We start from the raw sequence: 15,924 nt of genomic DNA, 5'->3' as shown, positions 1-15,924 counted from the left end.
GGTCCCGTACCCGGGACGGGCGCCTGGGCGCGCACCCGGAACGCGTACCCGGAACGCGCATCCGGGACGCGCACCCCGGAATGTGCACCCGGAACGCGCACCCGGGACGGACACCTGGGTGCGCACCCAGGACGCTTGCTCCGGACGCCCGGCCCCGGGTACGCGCGCCCAGGCCGCATTCCGCCGTCAGCCGGCCGGCCTCCGCAGCCCCTGGAGGAGCAGTGCGATCAGCCTGCGCGGTTCGTACCGCGGGTCGTTGTCGCTGCCGACGCAGAGGTTGCCGATGCCGCGCATCAGCTCGTAGGGCTCGGTGCCGGGCTCGATCTCACCCGATTCGGCCGCCGCGTCCAGCAGCTGGGCGCAGACCGGCATCAGGCGGTCCAGGAACTGGCTGTGCAGTGCCGCGAACCGTTCGCTGTCCGACTGGAGCGCGTCGGCCAGCCCGTGCTTGGTGACCAGGAAGTCGACGAAGAGGTCGATCCACCGGCGGAGCGCGTCGAACGGCGAGCCGGCCTCGGCCAGCAGCTTCGGGCCGGCTTCGGCGCACGCCTCGATCTGGTGGCGGTAGACGGCGGTGACGAGGTCCGCCCGGGTCGGGTAGTGGCGGTAGATCGTGGCCATCCCGACGCCCGCCTGTGCCGCGATCCGGCGGATCGGCGCATCGACGCCGGAGGTGACGAACACCTCGGCGGCCGCGGCGAGCACCGTCTGCCGGTTGCGCAGGGCATCGGCCCGCTTGCCCTTGAGCCGCTCTCCTCCGGGCTGGTCCGCAGTGGACACCACGCTCTCCTTCCAATGTCCGTTGACTAAACGGAACAGTGCTCCATATATTAAATGGAGCAGCGATCCGTTTCAGGATAGCCGAGCCGGTCGCTCCGTACTGCCCCGCTGCCCCGCGGACGACCGCGGCGGGCGGCGGAGGCCGATGAAGGGACATCCCGCCATGACTGAACCCACGTACCCGGACAACCCCCACGCAGTCCTTCCGGCCGAGGCACCCTCCGCCCCGGCCGGGCCCCGGCCCGCCCCCGTCCTCTCGGTCAGTCCGGTGCGGCTGCCCGCCCCCGGCCGTGCCGTGGACCTGGAGGTACGGGTCTCCGCGCCGACCACCGGCAGCGACCTGCCGGTGGTCCTGCTCTCCCACGGCCTCGGCCACTCCCACCACCTCTCCTCGCTGAACGGCTACGCCCCCCTCGCCCACTACTGGGCGGCACACGGCTTCGTCGTGATCCAGCCGACCCACCTGGACTCCGCGTCCCTCAAGGCGCCGACGGCCCCGGCCCCCGACACGGACGACACTCCGGGAGGGCCGCGTCACTGGCGGACGAGGGCGCAGGACATGTCGCGCGTCCTCGACGAGCTGGACGCGATCGAGGACGCAGTGCCCCAGCTCCGCGGGCGCCTGGACCGGAGCAGGGTCGCCGTGGCGGGGCACTCGATGGGCGGCCACACCGCGAGCCTGCTGCTGGGCGCGAGGCTCACCGACCCGCACGACGGCACGGAGGTGGCCCTCGCCGACCCCCGGATCAAGGCGGGAGTCCTGCTCGCCGCGACCGGCAGGGGCGGCGACGCCCTCACCGACTTCACCGCCGAGAACTACCCCTTCCTCCTCACCACGGACTTCTCCCGGATGACGACGCCCGCGCTGGTGGTCGCCGGCGACAAGGACGACTCCGCCTTCCTGACCGTCCGGGGACCGGACTGGCACGCCGACCCCTACACCCTCGCGCCGGGCCCCAAGTCCCTCCTCACCCTGTTCGGCGCGGAACACTGCCTCGGCGGCATCTCCGGGTACGACGTCGCCGAGACCACGGACGAGAACCCCGAACGCGTCACCACGGTCGCCCGGCTGACCTGCGCATACCTGCGCAGCGCCCTCCACCCGAAGGACCCCGCCTGGCAGCGCGCCCACGAAGAACTGGCCGCCTCCCCGGCCCCACTGGGACGCATCGAGTCCAAGTAACCGATTCCAAGCAACCGAGCCCTGGCAACCGGACTGCCGCCGAACACCGCCGCACCCGTTCGGCACACGCCCCGGCACCCCGCGGCTCCGGGGCCGTACTCCGTGCGCCTACCGTCCTCTCCATGGACGATGCGTTCACACTCCTGCGGCACGCCGCTGACCTGCTGCCCCGCAGCGCGGTGGCAGAGAGCGGCGCGACGGCCGACGACGTCGACGAGTACATCGAGCACCAGGAGTGGGAGACGGCGCTCGCCCTCCTCCTCGACGTCGCGGACGTCTGCCGACTCCCCGAGTCCTGCTGGGAAATGCTGGCCGAAGCAGCACGGCAGATGGCACTCGGCCGCACGCGCCGCTGGTGCGAGTGGCGCCGCCAGGAGACCGTCCACGGCACGGTCCGCGCGCGACTGACCCTGCGGAGCACGGAAGAGGGCGGACGGCGGACCCCCTTCGCCGGCGACGGCAGACTCCGCCCCCTGTGGGACCTGGCGCCGGGGGAGCCCAACGCCGAACAGGCCCTCCACGTCGCCGTGATCTGGGTCGAATCCGCCCGGGAACTCGGCCCCGGCGAAACCGCCGACATCCGCCTGGCACCCCTGCGTCCCGAGCACTGGAGAAAACGCGACCTGAAACCGGGCGACACGATCACCATGCACGAGGGCCGCCCCGCAGTCGGCACGGCCACGATCACCGAGATCCTGCCACCCGGCGTCTGACGCCGGAGAGGTGCCATTCACCCACCGGGACGTGTGAGCGGGACGGGGTCCGTCAGGCGTTTCGCCCCCGAGCGCCGATGGACCGGGCTAGGCTCCCTGCACGCTCCTTGGGGAGGAGCTCTCATCTGGCTCCACGCACATTCTCATACCGCCGTGCCCTGCGAGGGGCGCGGTTTTCCAGTCCCGTGGGGGGAACCTCGTGCACGACATCACCAAAGGCGCCAACGTTCCGCTCTCCGCGCTGACGGAAGACCACGAGTCCATCGCCGTGAGCCTGCGCTGGAACAGCAGCAGCGGAGAGGGCGATGCGGACGTGTCCGTTCTCCTGCTCGGCGAGGACGGCAAGGTACGCAGCAACGACGACTTCTACTTCTACAACAACCCGGCCGCGGCGGACGGCAGCGTCCAACTCCTCGGTCTCACCCCGACCGACGACGGCACCGAGGACCGCATCCAGCTCTCCCTCTCCGCGATCCCCGCCGACGTGGCCCGTCTGGTCGTCGCGGCCAGTCGTCATCAGCGGGCGGAATTCGGTGAGTTCGAGAGCCTCGGACTCGAACTCGCCGACGGCGCGGGGGAGAAGATCCTTCGCTTCGCCATCACCGACGCCACCACCGAGAGCGCGTTCGTCTTCGGCGAGGTCTACCGCAGGGGCGAGGAATGGAAGTTCCGCGCGGTGGGCCAGGGATACGACACCGGGCTGGCCGGGCTGGCCACCGACTACGGGATCGACATCGAGGAGGACGACGACCAGGGAGAGGGGCCCGACGACGAGGGAACTCGCGCAGAGGCGGACCAGGCAGCGGCACCGGGATCGCCCGAGGCAGCCTCCGTGCCGCGCCCGGCCGTACTGCCGGAGTCGCCCCTGCCGGCCGTTCCCGCCCAGGCGGCAGCACCGGAACCGCCGCGCGGTGCCCACGGAACGGCGCCTTCGGAGACCGCCTCCGCAGAGGCCGTTGCCCCGGACACCGCCGCCACGGCTGCCGCTCCGGGCGCTGCTGCCGCTCCGCCGCGACGTCTGCGTACCGCCAAGAAGAAGGTCACTCTTCCCAAGGTCGCCAAACCGTCGCTGGCCGAGAACGACGCCTGGCGGCCCTCGCGTCTCTTCCCCGCCTCCACGCTCAAGAGCGACCGCGAGCGCGAGATGCGGGCGACCTCCGTCCTGCTCTCCGTCATGGCCCAGGTGCCGGAACTCGGACGCAGACTGACGGCCGGCTTCGGTGCTCCCGCGGGCCGTATGGAGACCTTCACCGAGGTGTCACTGCCGCACGGCGACAGCCCGAAGCGTCCCGACGGGGTCATTCGCGTCGAGCGGGCCGGAAAGCTGTGGACCGCACTGGTGGAGACGAAGACCAACGGGAACCCGCTCAAGAGCGAGCAGATTCAGGCGTACGCCGACATCGCCGCCCGGCGCGGGTACGAGGCAGTCATCACCCTCTCCAACGACGTCGCGCTCGAAGGCAGCCCGCTCGTCGACGTGAAGATCGACGGCCGGCGCAAGAACAAGGTCGCCCTGTGGCACCTCTCCTGGGCCGAAGTGGCGCACCAGGCGCAGATGCTGATCCGGCACGAGGGCGTACGTCACGAAGCGCACGCCTGGCTCCTCCAGGAACTTCTGCACTACCTCCAGCACGAGAACTCCGGCTGCCACGGATTCCAGAACATGGGCTCCTCCTGGGTGCCGGTGCGCAAGGGCATCGACGAGGAGACCCTGTGTCCGGGCGATGCCCGCACCGTCCACGTGGTGGAGAGCTGGGAGCGGCTCGTCCGGCAGGTCTGTCTGCGGCTCGGCGGCGAACTCGGGGTCAAGGTCATCCCGGTTCAGCGTGCCAAGCGGGGTGCCGACCCCCAGGCGCGACGGGTCGAACTGGCCGACCGGTTCTGTGAGGACGGGCGCTTGCAGGCGGAGATCCGGGTTGAGGGAGCCGTCGGCATCCTCTCCCTGACGGCCGACCTGAGGCTCGGCAGGCTGCGTACCTCTGTCGACGTGCCCGCTCCGGAGCAGGGCTACCCGTTGAGCTGGGCGAAGCGTCTGGTCAAGCAGTTGGAGGACGCTCCGGCGGATCTCCATGTGCAGACGCTCGTCGACGGTGAGGGCACGGGCCCTCGCGGCACCATGGAGAAGCTGCGGCGGGAGCCGGGCGACCTGCTGCCCAAGGACGCCGCCTCGATCGTGGGTTTCCGGCTGTCCCTCTCCAAGGGGGTGGGCAGCACGCGCGGCAACGCCGAAACCGGATTCATTCGCTCCGTGGATGCTGCCGTCGCCCACTTCTACGTGAGCGTGGTGGACAAGGTGACGCGGAGCGCGGGCGGACGCGCGAAGGCCGCGCCGGCGGCCGGCCGGGTACCGGCCTAGGAATTCGGTACGAGAGGCCGACAGCCTCCTGACGGGCACGCCGCCCCGTGCGGCGTGCCCGTCAACCTGAGTGGGCGTGGGTCGCTGCGGTGGCGTGACACGGACGGTGAACCCGCCGTGACGGTGGACGTCGAGGCCGGTCGATGTCGCAGGAGCGGCCCCGGCGGACCCTTTTGCGGGTGAACTCCCCCTCCAGCTGCGGGCGTCCGGAAATCCTCTGGCCGGATTAATTCCCTCGCGCCGCTCTCCGCGCCCTGCCTACGGTGGGCTCCTTCCCAAAGATCGTTTCCAGGCGCTCGCGTCTGCCCTCGGGCAGGCGGTGCGTCATGTCAGGAGCACATCAAAAATGAACACTCTGCACCACGAGAGTCTCCGCCACCTGCACACGAGCCGCTGCGCCGCGCTGTCGCGCACGTCCTCGGCCCGAGCCCCGCGACGGGGCTGGCACGCCTGGTGGAGAACGCGAAACCTGCTGGCCCAGAGGCCGGTTTCGTGAACCGGCCGGGGCCCTTCCCGCGTCGGCGCGGTGGGCCCGTACGTGAAGTGGCCAAGACCCAGAAGGGGGGCGACCGGAGAATTCCGGTCGCCCCCCTTCTGGGTTCGCTGGTGCTGGGTCACGTACTTCCGGGCTCCGTACCGCAGCCGGGCCGTACGGGGCCGATCAGGCGGGCACCGAGTCGCGCTCCCGGCCGTCCTTGTCCAGGCCGTCCCGGTCCGCGCCGTGCGCGTCCAGGCTCGCGCCCTCGATGTCCAGGTCCGGCAGGGCCTTCTCCAGCGGTCGCGGCAGCCACCAGGCGGCCCGGCCGAGCAGGGTCATCACGGCCGGTACGAGCGTCATGCGTACGACGAACGCGTCGACGACCACACCCACCGCCAGTGCGAACCCGATCGACTTGATGATCGGGTCGTCCAGCAGGACGAACCCGCCGAACACCGCGGTCATGATGAGCGCGGCAGCGCTCACCACCCGCGCGTTGTGCCCGACGCCGGCCACCACGGCGTCCCGTGCCGGGGTGCCGTGCACGAAGTCCTCGCGCATGCGGGAGACGAGGAAGACCTCGTAGTCCATCGCCAGCCCGAAGAGGATGCCGATCAGCAGGATCGGCAGGAAGCTGACCAGCGGCCCCGGGGTGTCGATCCCGAGGAACTCCGCGAGGTGGCCCTCCTGGAAGATCGCCACCGTGATGCCGAACGTCGCGCCGACGGTGAGCAGGAAGCCCAGCGCCGCCTTCAGCGGCACCAGCACCGAGCGGAACACCAGCATGAGCAGCAGCACGGACAGGCCGACGACGAGTGCGAGGTAGATGGGCATGGCGTCGGCGAGCTTCTCCGACACGTCGATGCCGAGCGCGGTGACGCCCGTCAGCGCGATGTCCGCGCCCTTGACCTGCTCCACCTTGTCGCGGATGTCGTGGACCGCGTTCTCGGTGGCCACGGCCGTCGGGCCGTCCTTCGGGATGACGGCGAGCAGCGCGGTGGTGCCCTCCTTGTTGAACTGCGGCGGGGCGACCGCGAGGACACCCTCCGTCTTCTGGATGAGGCCGGCGGCCTGGGTGGTCGCCTCCTTGGTCTGCGTCGGGTCGTCGGACGTGACGACGGCGAGCAGCCGTCCGTTGAAGCCGGGGCCGAACCCCTCGCTGGTCAGGTCGTACGCCTTGCGGGCCGAGGAGTCGACGGCGGCGGTGCCCGCGTCGGGCAGGGCGAGCCGCATGTTCTGGGCCGGCAGCGCGAGCGCGCCGAGACCCACGATGCCGACGAGCAGCAGCGGGATGCGCAGCTTGGCTACGAACCGGCCCCAGCGGAAGCCGAACGGCTCGCGGGCCTTGTCCGCCCCGGTCCTGTCGGTACCGGTCCCGTACGTTCCGGTCCCGTTCGTTCCGGCCTTGTCCGCTCCTGCCGACGTCCTGGCCGTGGCGGTCGGGGCCTGCGCTCCGGTCGCGGCCTCGCCGTTGCCCTGCCTGCGCTCCTTCCGGAGGCGGCGCGGCAGCACCCGGTCGCCCGCGAAGCCGAGCGCGGCGGGCAGCAGGGTGAGCGCGACCAGGACGGCCACCAGCACGGTCCCGGCGGCGGCCAGACCCATCACGCTCAGGAACGGAATCCCGACCACCGACAGGCCCACCAGGGCGATGACCACCGTGGCACCCGCGAAGACAACCGCGGAGCCGGCTGTTCCGGTGGCCCGGCCGACGGCCTCCTCGCCGTCCATGCCCTCGGCGAGGTACTGCCGGTAGCGGGAGGTGATGAAGAGGGAGTAGTCGATGCCGACCGCCAGGCCCAGCATCAGCGCGAGGACCGGGGCGGTGCTGGTCAGCTCGACGGTGCTGCTCAGCGCGAACAGCCCGGCCATGCCCGCGGCGACGCCGATCAGCGCGTTCAGGAGGGTCATTCCGGCGGCGACCAGGGAGCCGAAGGTGACGACGAGTACGACCGCGGCGACCGCGACGCCGATCGCCTCGGTGGAACCCACCTCGACCTTGGCCGTCATCACCTCGCCGCCGTGCTCGACGGTCAGGCCCTTCGCGGACGCACCGGCCTTCTCGAACGCGGCGCGCTGGTCGTCCGTGACGTCCTCGGCGCTCTTGTCGAACTGCACCTGGACCAGGGCGTAGCGGAGGTCGGGCGAGAGGGACTTCGCCTGGAAGGGGTCGATCGCGCCCAGTACGCCGGGCACCGCCGCGGCGTCGCGCACGATCGGGGCGACCCGGGCGGGAGTCAGCTTCTCACCCTCGGGAGCCGCCACCACGACGGTGCCGGTGGTACCGCTGGCCTCGGGGAACTCCTCCTTGAGGGCGGTCAGGGCACGCTGTGACTCGGTGCCGGGCATGGTGAACTTGTCGGTCGTCGGCCCCTGGAAGACGAGTGCCAGAGTGCCGAGCAGGGCGAGCAGGACCAGCCAGCCGGCGGCTATGCGACCGCGGCGGCGGAACGAGAACCGGCCGAGCCGGTAGAGCAGGGAAGCCATGCGGAGGGTGTGTCTCCTCGGTCGGTTCGAAGATCGATCTGGAGGTCGGTTCGAAGGTCGGTTCGCGGGTCGGTTCGCAGGTCGGTTCGGGGGAGGCGCCCGTTTCGCCGGGGAGGTGGGAAGGACGCCGGTGGGTCGTGTGTGCGGGGGGGCGTGGGGGTCGCGGGGTGCGGGGTGTGCCGCGCCGGGTGAGGGCGGTTCCTCCGGTACGGGACCGGGTGGCGCCCGGTAGCCGGTGCGGCCCTTCCGGTATCCGGTACGGGTGGCCTGTCTCCCGTACCGCGAGCCCGGCCGGACACCGCCGTGACCGCCCCCGCGCGGCCACCGCGGGCGGCTACCCCGCGCGGTGGCCGAGCGTGCGCAGCGCGCCCTCGACCAGTTCGTCCCGCAGCAGTTCGTCGGGTACGTCGATCTCACTGGCACAGGTGACGAACACCGCCCCGAGCACCATGTGCGCGCTGACGATCCGTCTCGCGTCCCCCGATCCGCCACTCATGGCCTCGATGAGACGCTCCGCCAATGCCGTGATGTCGCCCATCGCGGGGTTGCAGATCATCGTCGGAGTGTCCTCGAAGAGGATCTTCACCTCGCGCCGGTAGCGCAGGGCGAGGTCCACGTATCCGGTGACGGCCTCCTCCACCTGCTGCTCCTCGGACAGACCGGCCAGCCGCGCGTCGAGGGCGGCCAGCCCTTCTCCCGCGGGCGTGAGCAACTCGGTGAGGATCGCTTCCTTCGTACTGAAGTGGTAGATCAACGACGCCTTCGAGCAGCCCGCGTCGACGGCGATGGCGTGCAGGGAGGTGCCGTTGAAGCCACTCGTGGCGAACAGCCGGAGCGCTGAGTCGAGGATCTGTCCGCGCATCGCGGACGCTGGGCGTGCCATTCCTCCACCGTAACTGTCCGATCGGTCAGAACTGACCGATCGGACAGGGAATCGGTGTGAGGTGCGTCATCGAGTGGGTGACCGAATCCCGGGTACGGGCAGATCCGGACAAGAGGTGTGGTGGATATCGGCGTGAGTGCGGGCGATGCGTCGGGCATCGGTGTGAGCGCGGGTGGTGCGTCGGGTATCGCGAGGTGAGTGCGGGTCGTGCGTCGGGCATCGGCGTGAGCGCGGGTGGTGCGTTAGGCAGTGAGGTGAGCGCAGGTGGTGCGTCGGATTCCGGAGTGAGCAACAGGGCGGAGTGCGGGCACTCGCCGCGCCGCCGGGCGCCCGCCCCGTAGGAGTGCGCCCCCCCCCGCGCCCGCCTCTCCCCGGCCCGCACCCACCTCACCCCGACCCGCGCCCATCCCGCCCCTGCCCGTGCACGCGCACCCCCGCCCGCACACGCCCCCCGCCCGCACCCGCGCACCCCCCACCCGGACGCGCGGACCCCGCCCCACCCCCCGATCTGCTCGGTCGATATGCGAGCATCGCCCCACAATGCCCTCCTCGTACTCCGCCCCGCAGTCGGCACCCCAGCCCCCTCGGCCCACGCCGGGTTCCCGCCAGAGCCCCACCCCGCCGCCCTCCGCTGCCTTCCTCGGCACCCTGACCCGCTGGGCCCGCCGGCCCTTCTGGGAGGCGCCGGACGCGTCCTGGGTCGTGCGCCGCTGGCCCACCCTGGCCGGTGTCCTGTCCGCCACGGCCTTCTTCTGGTTCTCCCTCACGCCCTCGCTGCTGCCCCGGCCCTGGTACTTCCAGGGGCTGATCGGCGGCATCACGGCGGCGACGGGCTACGCGCTCGGGGCCGTCGCGGGACGGCTGCTGCGCCCCGTCGTCGCGCGGCGGTTCTCCGACCGTGCGCGGGTCCGCTGCTGGCAGGTCTACTACCCGGCCGCCCTCGTCGTGTCGACGGCCGCCGTCTCCTGGAGCGCCCACGCCCAGCGCAGGCTGCGCACCCTCCAGGGGCTGGAGCCCTCGCTGGTCTGGCACACCCCGATGATCATGCTGATCGCGATCGTGGTGTGCACGCTCCTGGTGCTCGTCGCGCGGAGCGTGCGGCTGCTCGCCCGTACCCTCATCCGCTGGTGCGCCCGCTGGGTGCCGCAGCCGGTCGCGTACACCGCGGGCCTGCTGGCGACCACGCTCCTCGTCGTCGTCTTCTCCAAGAACGTGCTGTACGAACGCGGGTTCATCGGCGCCGTCGACCGCATTTCCCGCACCGTGAACCTGAGCATGGCGGACCACGAGCGGCCCCCGGACTCCGCCGCCCTCTCCGGCAGCCCGCGCTCGCTGGTCCGCTGGAAGGAACTGGGCGCGGAGGGGCGCAAGTTCATCAGCGAGACCCCGACCCGGCAGGACATCGCCGCGTTCACCGGACGCCCCGCCGAGGAACCGGTGCGGGTGTACGTCGGCGAGGCCGTCGGACCGGAGGACTTCCGGGCCGCCGCCGACATCGCCGTACGCGAACTGGAGCGCACCGGGGCCTTCGACCGGCGGGTGATCGCCCTGGTCGGCACCACCGGCAGCGGATGGGTGGACCGCTGGGTGGTCGAGCCGCTGGAGTACATGTACGGCGGTGACACGGCGATCGCCGCGGTCCAGTACTCGTACCTCCCGTCCTGGATCTCCTTCCTCGTCGACAAGGAGAAGGCGGCCCGCGCCTCCCGCGCCCTGTACGAGGCCGTCCACGCCAAGTGGGCGACGCTGCCCGCCGATTCCCGGCCGAAGCTGGTGGTGTCGGGCGAGAGCCTGGGGGCGTACGCCGTCGAGGCGAGCTTCGGGAACCTCGACGACCTGCTGGCCGGCACCGACGGCGCGCTCCTGGTCGGACCGCCGCACGCGAGCCCGATCCGGCGGGAGATCGCGGCCGGACGCGACGAGGGCAGCCCCGTCTGGCGCCCCGAGTACGACCGGGGCCGCCACGTCCGGGTCGCGCAGTTCCCCCGCGAGGACCTGGCCAGGCCCACCGGACCGTGGGACCGCCCCCGGGTCGTCTACCTCCAGAACGCCTCCGACCCGGTGGTCTGGTGGACACCCGACCTGCTCTTCTCCCGCCCCGCCTGGTTGCGCGACCCGCTGGGCCCGGACGTCACGGACGAGATCGACTGGGTTCCGCTGGCGACGTTCTGGCAGGTCACGGTGGACCTGGCGGTGTCCTTCGACGCCCCGCCGCCGCACGGCCACCGCTACGGGACCAACGCGGTCGAGGGCTGGGCCGCGGTCGTCCCGCCGCAGGGCTGGACGGACGCGGACACGGCACGGCTGAAGAAGGCGCAGGACGCCAGACGCGGAGGCTGACGGAGAGGCGATGGACAACGGAGAGGCGACGGACAGGTGACGGAGGCGTCGGAGAGGCCGGCGGAGGGGGCCGCCCTGCCCCCGCGTACGACTTCCTCCGTGTCCTCCTCCGCGTCCTCCCACCACCGCGCGGGCACCCCGCGGAAAAGAAATCCCGTGAAGCCGTCACATCGTCGCGCCGCGCTCCGTCAAACCGATGACGGCGGCGCACCGAAGGCGCCGCCCCGCGAACAGGAGCCCGGCCATGACACGGACCACGACCACCGCCACCCGTACCTCGATCTCCCGGATGCCCAACCCGGCCGGTTTCGTACCGGAGTTGAACGAGATCAGCGCCGCGCTCTTCCGGGCCACCGGCAACCGGTCGGTGCCGCGCACCACGATGAACCTGGTGCACCTGCGCGCCGGACAGATCGTGCACAACACCTACCTGACCGTCCTCAACACCGGCTTCCTGCGCAAGGGGGGCGTGTCCGAGGAGCGCATCACCGCGGTCTCCTCCTGGCAGGACGCCAAGTGCTTCACCGAGGCCGAACGCGCCGCGCTCGCCCTCGTGGAAGCCACCCTCACGCCCGCGCCGTCCGGCCGGGAGCGGGTCACCGACGAGCTGTACGCGCGGGTCGCCGCGCACTACGACGAGAAGGCCCTGGCGACCCTGACCGTCGCGATCGGCCAGATCGGCTTCTTCATCGCCCTGGCGGTGATCGGCAAGCCCGCACCGGTCGAGTCCCTCGCCGACCCCCAGTGGGACTGACCGGGTACGCGACGGCGCCCGGCGGGCCCGATCGGGCCCGCGCCGAACCCCAGTGGATGCGATCCGGCCCGCGCCGACCGCCCGAGGGCTAGGGTCGGCACATGCAGGTTCGCTTGATGGGCGCCAATCCGTTCGTCACCCTGTACAACGGCGGGCAGCCGGTCGCCTACGCGTCGGTCTGGCGGGTGGACTGGTCGGAGCACGGCCCCGGTCGTGCCCTTGTGTACGGCGACCCCCAGCAGGTCCGGGTGGTCGCCTCCGACCCCGAGCTGGGCCTGTGGCTGGCGACCTCCTTCAACCGGTACTTCGCCGACGTCACGGCCGGTCTGCCCTGGCACGAGCCCGAACTGACGGCCTCACCGGTCGATCTGACCCTCGACCTCAACTCCGGCATGCGGGCCGCGGGCGACGGGATCGTGGTGGAGGTGGCCGAACCGCTGGACCGCCGGCCGGCCCGCAACGAGGCGTACGACCTCGGCGGCGAGCCGAACGTGCTCTCCACGGTGTGGATGCCGTGCCGCACCGGATCGATCACGGTCGACGGGCACCGCGTCGAGGGCCTGCCGCTGATCACGCCGGACCCCCTCTACTCCTCGGCGGCCCTCGCGGACGCCGAAGTCTGGTGCCGGAAGGTGTAGTCGGCGCCGCCGGGCGGCCTGTCGGCGGCCCGTCGGCGGCGGGCGCGCGCTGTCGGCGGTCTGTCGGTGGCGGCTGCGACGTTGAGGGCGGCGGCCTGCTCCCCATGAGCACGCCGCCCCCGAGCGCAAGGAGCCCGCCACCGTGTCTTCCGTATCCCAGAGCCGTCCGTGGGACGTCCACCGGCTGCCGTCCGCCGAGGGCAGGACATTCCTGGTCACCGGGGGCAACGCCGGAATCGGCTACTTCGTCGCGGAACAGCTGGCCGGTACCGGCGCCGTCGTCGTACTCGGCAGCCGGGACCCCGCGAAGGCCGACGCCGCGGCGGCCACGATCCGCATGCGCGTCCCCGGCGCCCGCGTACAGCACCTGCGGCTGGACCTCGCCGACCTGCCGTCGCTGGAGGCGGCCGTGGGCGAACTGGACGTCGACCGTCTCGACGCGGTGGTCCACAACGCGGGCGTCGCGCTCGACGACCCGCCGCGCCTGGAGACCGGGGACGGCCACGAGCTGATGTTCGGCACCAACCACCTCGGCCACTTCGCGCTCACCCGGTGGCTGGCCCCGCTGCTGTCCGCGGCCCCGGCCGCCCGCGTCGTGACCGTGGGCAGCTTCGCGGCCCGCTCGGAGCGGCTCGACCTGGACGACCCGCAGTCGCGCCGGGACTACCGCCCCAAGCGGACCTACGGCAGGTCGAAGCTGGCACAGATGAGCTTCGGCTTCGAACTCGACCGCAGGCTGCGCGCCGCCGGCAGCACGGTGCTCAGTGTGGTGGCCCACCCCGGCGGCGCGCTGGACTCCCTCACCCCGTCCCGCCCGCCGGTGCACGTGGCCGGCCCCGGCGCACGTCTGCGTGCGGCGCCCGCCGGGCTCCTGGTGCAGGGCAAGGACGCCGGAGCCTGGCCGGTCGTCCGTGCCGTCCTGGACCCGGAGGTGGCGGGCGGCCAGCTGTGGGGGCCGCGCGTCTTCGGCCTGCGCGGCGCACCGCGGCGCGAACCGGTCCCCGCCCACATGGCCGACCGGGCCGTCGCCGCCCGGCTGTGGGCCGTCAGCAGCGCGCTGACCGGCGTCGATCCGCTCCTCGGCCGCTGACCGGCAGGGCGGGCGCGGGTCATTCCTCCAAGGCTCGGGCCACCCGTTCGAGGTCGGTGAGGAACGCTCCCAGGCGCTGCGCCGGGACCGCGTCCACCATCCGCTGCTCCACGGCGTAGACGGCGGCCTGGACCGCGGCCAGGCGCGCGCGCCCCTCCTCGGTGAGTCGGGCGGGGCGCGCGCGGCCGTGCTCGGCGGTGGCGGGGCGGGAGATCAGGCCCGCGTCCTGAAGGCCCCGCAGTACGACGTTGCCGGACTGCCGGGTGACGAAGGTGGCGCGGGCGAGGTCGGCGTTGGACATGCCGGGGTGCAGCGCGAGGAGTTCGAGCGTGGAGTACTGCGGCACGGTCAGCCCGTGCTCGCGCAGCACCTTGTCCATGGCCCCGCGCAACGCGGACTGGGCACGTTTGAGCAGGTACCCCACGTGCTGGGTGACGTCCTTCGCGGGATGGGGCGGCTCGGGCGACACATGCTCTTCCATGTCAGCATTTTGACATATGAGACCTCGCACCCCTAGCCTCAGTCATGTCAAAGTCCTGACATTGCCGCAAGGAACGAGGAAGCTCCATGTCCGACGCCACCGACCGTCCCGCCACCATCGACGGCCCCGACTTCGTGGCCCTGCAAGTGCGCGACCTGGAGGCCGCGGCGGCCTTCTGCGAACAGCACCTGGGGCTGCGCCGGGCCGAGGTCTCGCCGCCCCACGCGGTCGTGTTCGACACCCGGCCGACCCCGTTCGCCCTTCGCGAGCCCATCCCGGGCACCGACCTCGGTGGCGCCGTGCGACCCGGCCTCGGCGTGGTCATGTGGTTCCGCACCTCCGACGCGCAGCAGCTCCACGACCAGCTCGTCGCGGCGGGGACGAAGATCCTCACGCCGATCACGGAGAGCCCGTTCGGGCCGATGTTCTCCTTCGAGGGCCCCGAGGGCTATGTGCTCACCGCCCACGGCGCCTGACCGGCCGACCGCACTGTGCGCGGTCAAGCCCCACCGGGTCACGGCTCTGTCCCGGTCGGCACGCGCGCCGACCGGGTGCGGGGAAGGGGGAGATCCACTGTGGCGGCGCACTTGCGGGCGCGATGCCCCGGTCGCGCGTGTAACAGGGATGTATTAGGGGCTGGTTGGGCGGAACGGTGGGCCGGTGCGAACCGGTCTTGTTGATCAGAAGTGCTCGCCGATACCGACTCGTATCGATCGACAACGGCCAACTACCGACTCGTACTCGCTCTTTCCGAGTAGTTCGGCATTCCCCCCACAACCCCGAGGAAGAAGCCATGCGCGTTCACAAGCTCACCTTCGCCGCCCTGGCGGTCGCCGCCGGTCTCTCGCTCACTGCCTGTCAGAACGGCAACGACGGCGCCGCGCAGGACAACCCGTCGGCCCCGGCCACCGCGGCCTCTTCGGGCGGCGGTTCGGAAGCGGGCAGTGCGGGCCAGGACGGCGGGAAGGACTCCGCGGGCAAGGACTCGGCCGGCAAGGACTCCGCCGGTCAGGGCTCGGCGGGTCAGGGCTCCGCGGGCAAGGGTTCCGGCGGCCAGGATTCGGGCTCCTCCGGCGCCCAGGGGGGCAAGAAGGTCGAGAAGTGCCGTACCGACGCGCTGGAGTTCAAGGCGATGGACGCCACGATCGGCGGCGACGCGGAGAACACCGTGGCGGTGGAGCTGAAGAACGGGGGCGGCGAGGAGTGCGCGATCTCCGGGTTCGCCGGCGTCGACCTGAAGACGAACCAGGGTGCGCTGTCCGCGAAGCGCAGCAGCGAGCCGGTCGTGCCGGGCACCCTCAAGAGCGGTGAGACGGTGGCCTTCGGCATCCACTACCCGGCCAACAAGTCGGGCGGCTCCGGCGTCCGCATCACCGGACTGGTGGTGACCCCGCCGGACGAGACCAAGTCGGTCACCCTGAAGTGGCCCGGTGCGGCCACCCTGCCGGTCACCGACGGCTCCGGTGCGCCGGTGACGGTCGGCCCGATCGGCAGCGCGGGCCAGGGCGGCGCACGCTGACCGTCGTACCTCAACTCGCTCGCATCGCAAGCAACTTGACGGACCCGTAGAAGTCCCGCCCCCTCGACGGGGCGCGGGCGGACACCGCAGCGGATCCCGGCAGCCCCACCAGGGGGTGCCGGGATCCGTTCGTGTTCGTTTCGTGATCCACTCCCGCGTTGTATACGGTACGTGACAACAGGTGACGCTCTGTGTGCACTTGCCGATCTACGTTCGGAGTACCAG

At 71.8% G+C, this 15,924-nt stretch carries 13 protein-coding genes; 9 read left to right on the top strand and 4 right to left on the bottom strand.

What is annotated here, in order from left to right; genetic code table 11:
- Positions 1–186: 186 nt before the first annotated feature.
- Positions 187–780 (bottom strand): TetR/AcrR family transcriptional regulator, encoded by a 594-nt coding sequence (locus ACFYVL_RS02610; protein WP_389240923.1) that lies wholly within the window; start codon positions 778–780, stop codon positions 187–189.
- 163 nt (positions 781–943) lie between these two features.
- On the opposite strand from ACFYVL_RS02610, the gene ACFYVL_RS02605 reads away from it, so the two are divergent.
- From ACFYVL_RS02605 to ACFYVL_RS02595, 3 genes are all read left to right on the top strand, one after another.
- Entirely contained in the window at positions 944–1,963 is a 1,020-nt protein-coding gene (locus ACFYVL_RS02605) for an alpha/beta hydrolase family protein (RefSeq protein WP_389240922.1), read from the top strand.
- Between the two features lie 122 nt (positions 1,964–2,085).
- On the top strand, positions 2,086–2,676 hold the full coding sequence (locus ACFYVL_RS02600; protein ID WP_389240921.1) for a hypothetical protein: 591 nt from the start codon (positions 2,086–2,088) through the stop codon (positions 2,674–2,676).
- A gap of 199 nt (positions 2,677–2,875) precedes the next feature.
- The gene (locus tag ACFYVL_RS02595) at positions 2,876–5,032 is read left to right on the top strand and encodes a TerD family protein (RefSeq protein WP_389240920.1); all 2,157 of its coding nucleotides are present in this window, start codon (positions 2,876–2,878) and stop codon (positions 5,030–5,032) included.
- A gap of 661 nt (positions 5,033–5,693) precedes the next feature.
- Here ACFYVL_RS02595 and ACFYVL_RS02590 read toward each other — a convergent pair.
- Both ACFYVL_RS02590 and ACFYVL_RS02585 read right to left on the bottom strand, forming a co-directional pair.
- A complete protein-coding gene (locus ACFYVL_RS02590; protein ID WP_389240919.1) occupies positions 5,694–7,994 on the bottom strand; it encodes an MMPL family transporter in 2,301 nt (766 codons plus the stop codon).
- A gap of 334 nt (positions 7,995–8,328) precedes the next feature.
- Positions 8,329–8,877 (bottom strand): TetR/AcrR family transcriptional regulator, encoded by a 549-nt coding sequence (locus tag ACFYVL_RS02585; protein WP_389240918.1) that lies wholly within the window; start codon positions 8,875–8,877, stop codon positions 8,329–8,331.
- A gap of 540 nt (positions 8,878–9,417) precedes the next feature.
- Here ACFYVL_RS02585 and ACFYVL_RS02580 point away from each other — a divergent pair.
- The 4 genes from ACFYVL_RS02580 to ACFYVL_RS02565 all read left to right on the top strand — a co-directional run bounded on the left by ACFYVL_RS02580 (position 9,418) and on the right by ACFYVL_RS02565 (position 13,699).
- Positions 9,418–11,217, top strand: a complete 1,800-nt coding sequence (locus ACFYVL_RS02580; protein ID WP_389240917.1) for an alpha/beta hydrolase — start codon at positions 9,418–9,420, stop codon at positions 11,215–11,217.
- A 244-nt stretch (positions 11,218–11,461) separates the two neighbouring features.
- Entirely contained in the window at positions 11,462–11,971 is a 510-nt protein-coding gene (locus tag ACFYVL_RS02575; RefSeq protein WP_389240916.1) for a carboxymuconolactone decarboxylase family protein, read from the top strand.
- A 101-nt stretch (positions 11,972–12,072) separates the two neighbouring features.
- Entirely contained in the window at positions 12,073–12,609 is a 537-nt protein-coding gene (locus ACFYVL_RS02570; protein WP_389240915.1) for a hypothetical protein, read from the top strand.
- 142 nt (positions 12,610–12,751) lie between these two features.
- Complete coding sequence (locus ACFYVL_RS02565) at positions 12,752–13,699, top strand: SDR family NAD(P)-dependent oxidoreductase (RefSeq protein WP_389240914.1); 948 nt, start codon at positions 12,752–12,754, stop codon at positions 13,697–13,699.
- 19 nt (positions 13,700–13,718) lie between these two features.
- Here ACFYVL_RS02565 and ACFYVL_RS02560 read toward each other — a convergent pair whose 3' ends face one another.
- Positions 13,719–14,180 (bottom strand): MarR family winged helix-turn-helix transcriptional regulator, encoded by a 462-nt coding sequence (locus ACFYVL_RS02560; RefSeq protein WP_389240913.1) that lies wholly within the window; start codon positions 14,178–14,180, stop codon positions 13,719–13,721.
- Positions 14,181–14,266: 86 nt separating this feature from the next.
- Here ACFYVL_RS02560 and ACFYVL_RS02555 point away from each other — a divergent pair, with 86 nt between their 5' ends.
- A complete protein-coding gene (locus ACFYVL_RS02555; protein WP_389240912.1) occupies positions 14,267–14,656 on the top strand; it encodes a VOC family protein in 390 nt (129 codons plus the stop codon).
- 317 nt (positions 14,657–14,973) lie between these two features.
- The gene (locus ACFYVL_RS02550) at positions 14,974–15,699 is read left to right on the top strand and encodes a DUF4232 domain-containing protein (RefSeq protein WP_389240911.1); all 726 of its coding nucleotides are present in this window, start codon (positions 14,974–14,976) and stop codon (positions 15,697–15,699) included.
- Positions 15,700–15,924: the final 225 nt, after the last annotated feature.

Source organism: Streptomyces sp. NPDC004111, assembly GCF_042874215.1.
In the GTDB taxonomy this organism is placed as follows: domain Bacteria; phylum Actinomycetota; class Actinomycetes; order Streptomycetales; family Streptomycetaceae; genus Streptomyces.
This window is presented reverse-complemented; position numbering and strand designations above follow the sequence as displayed.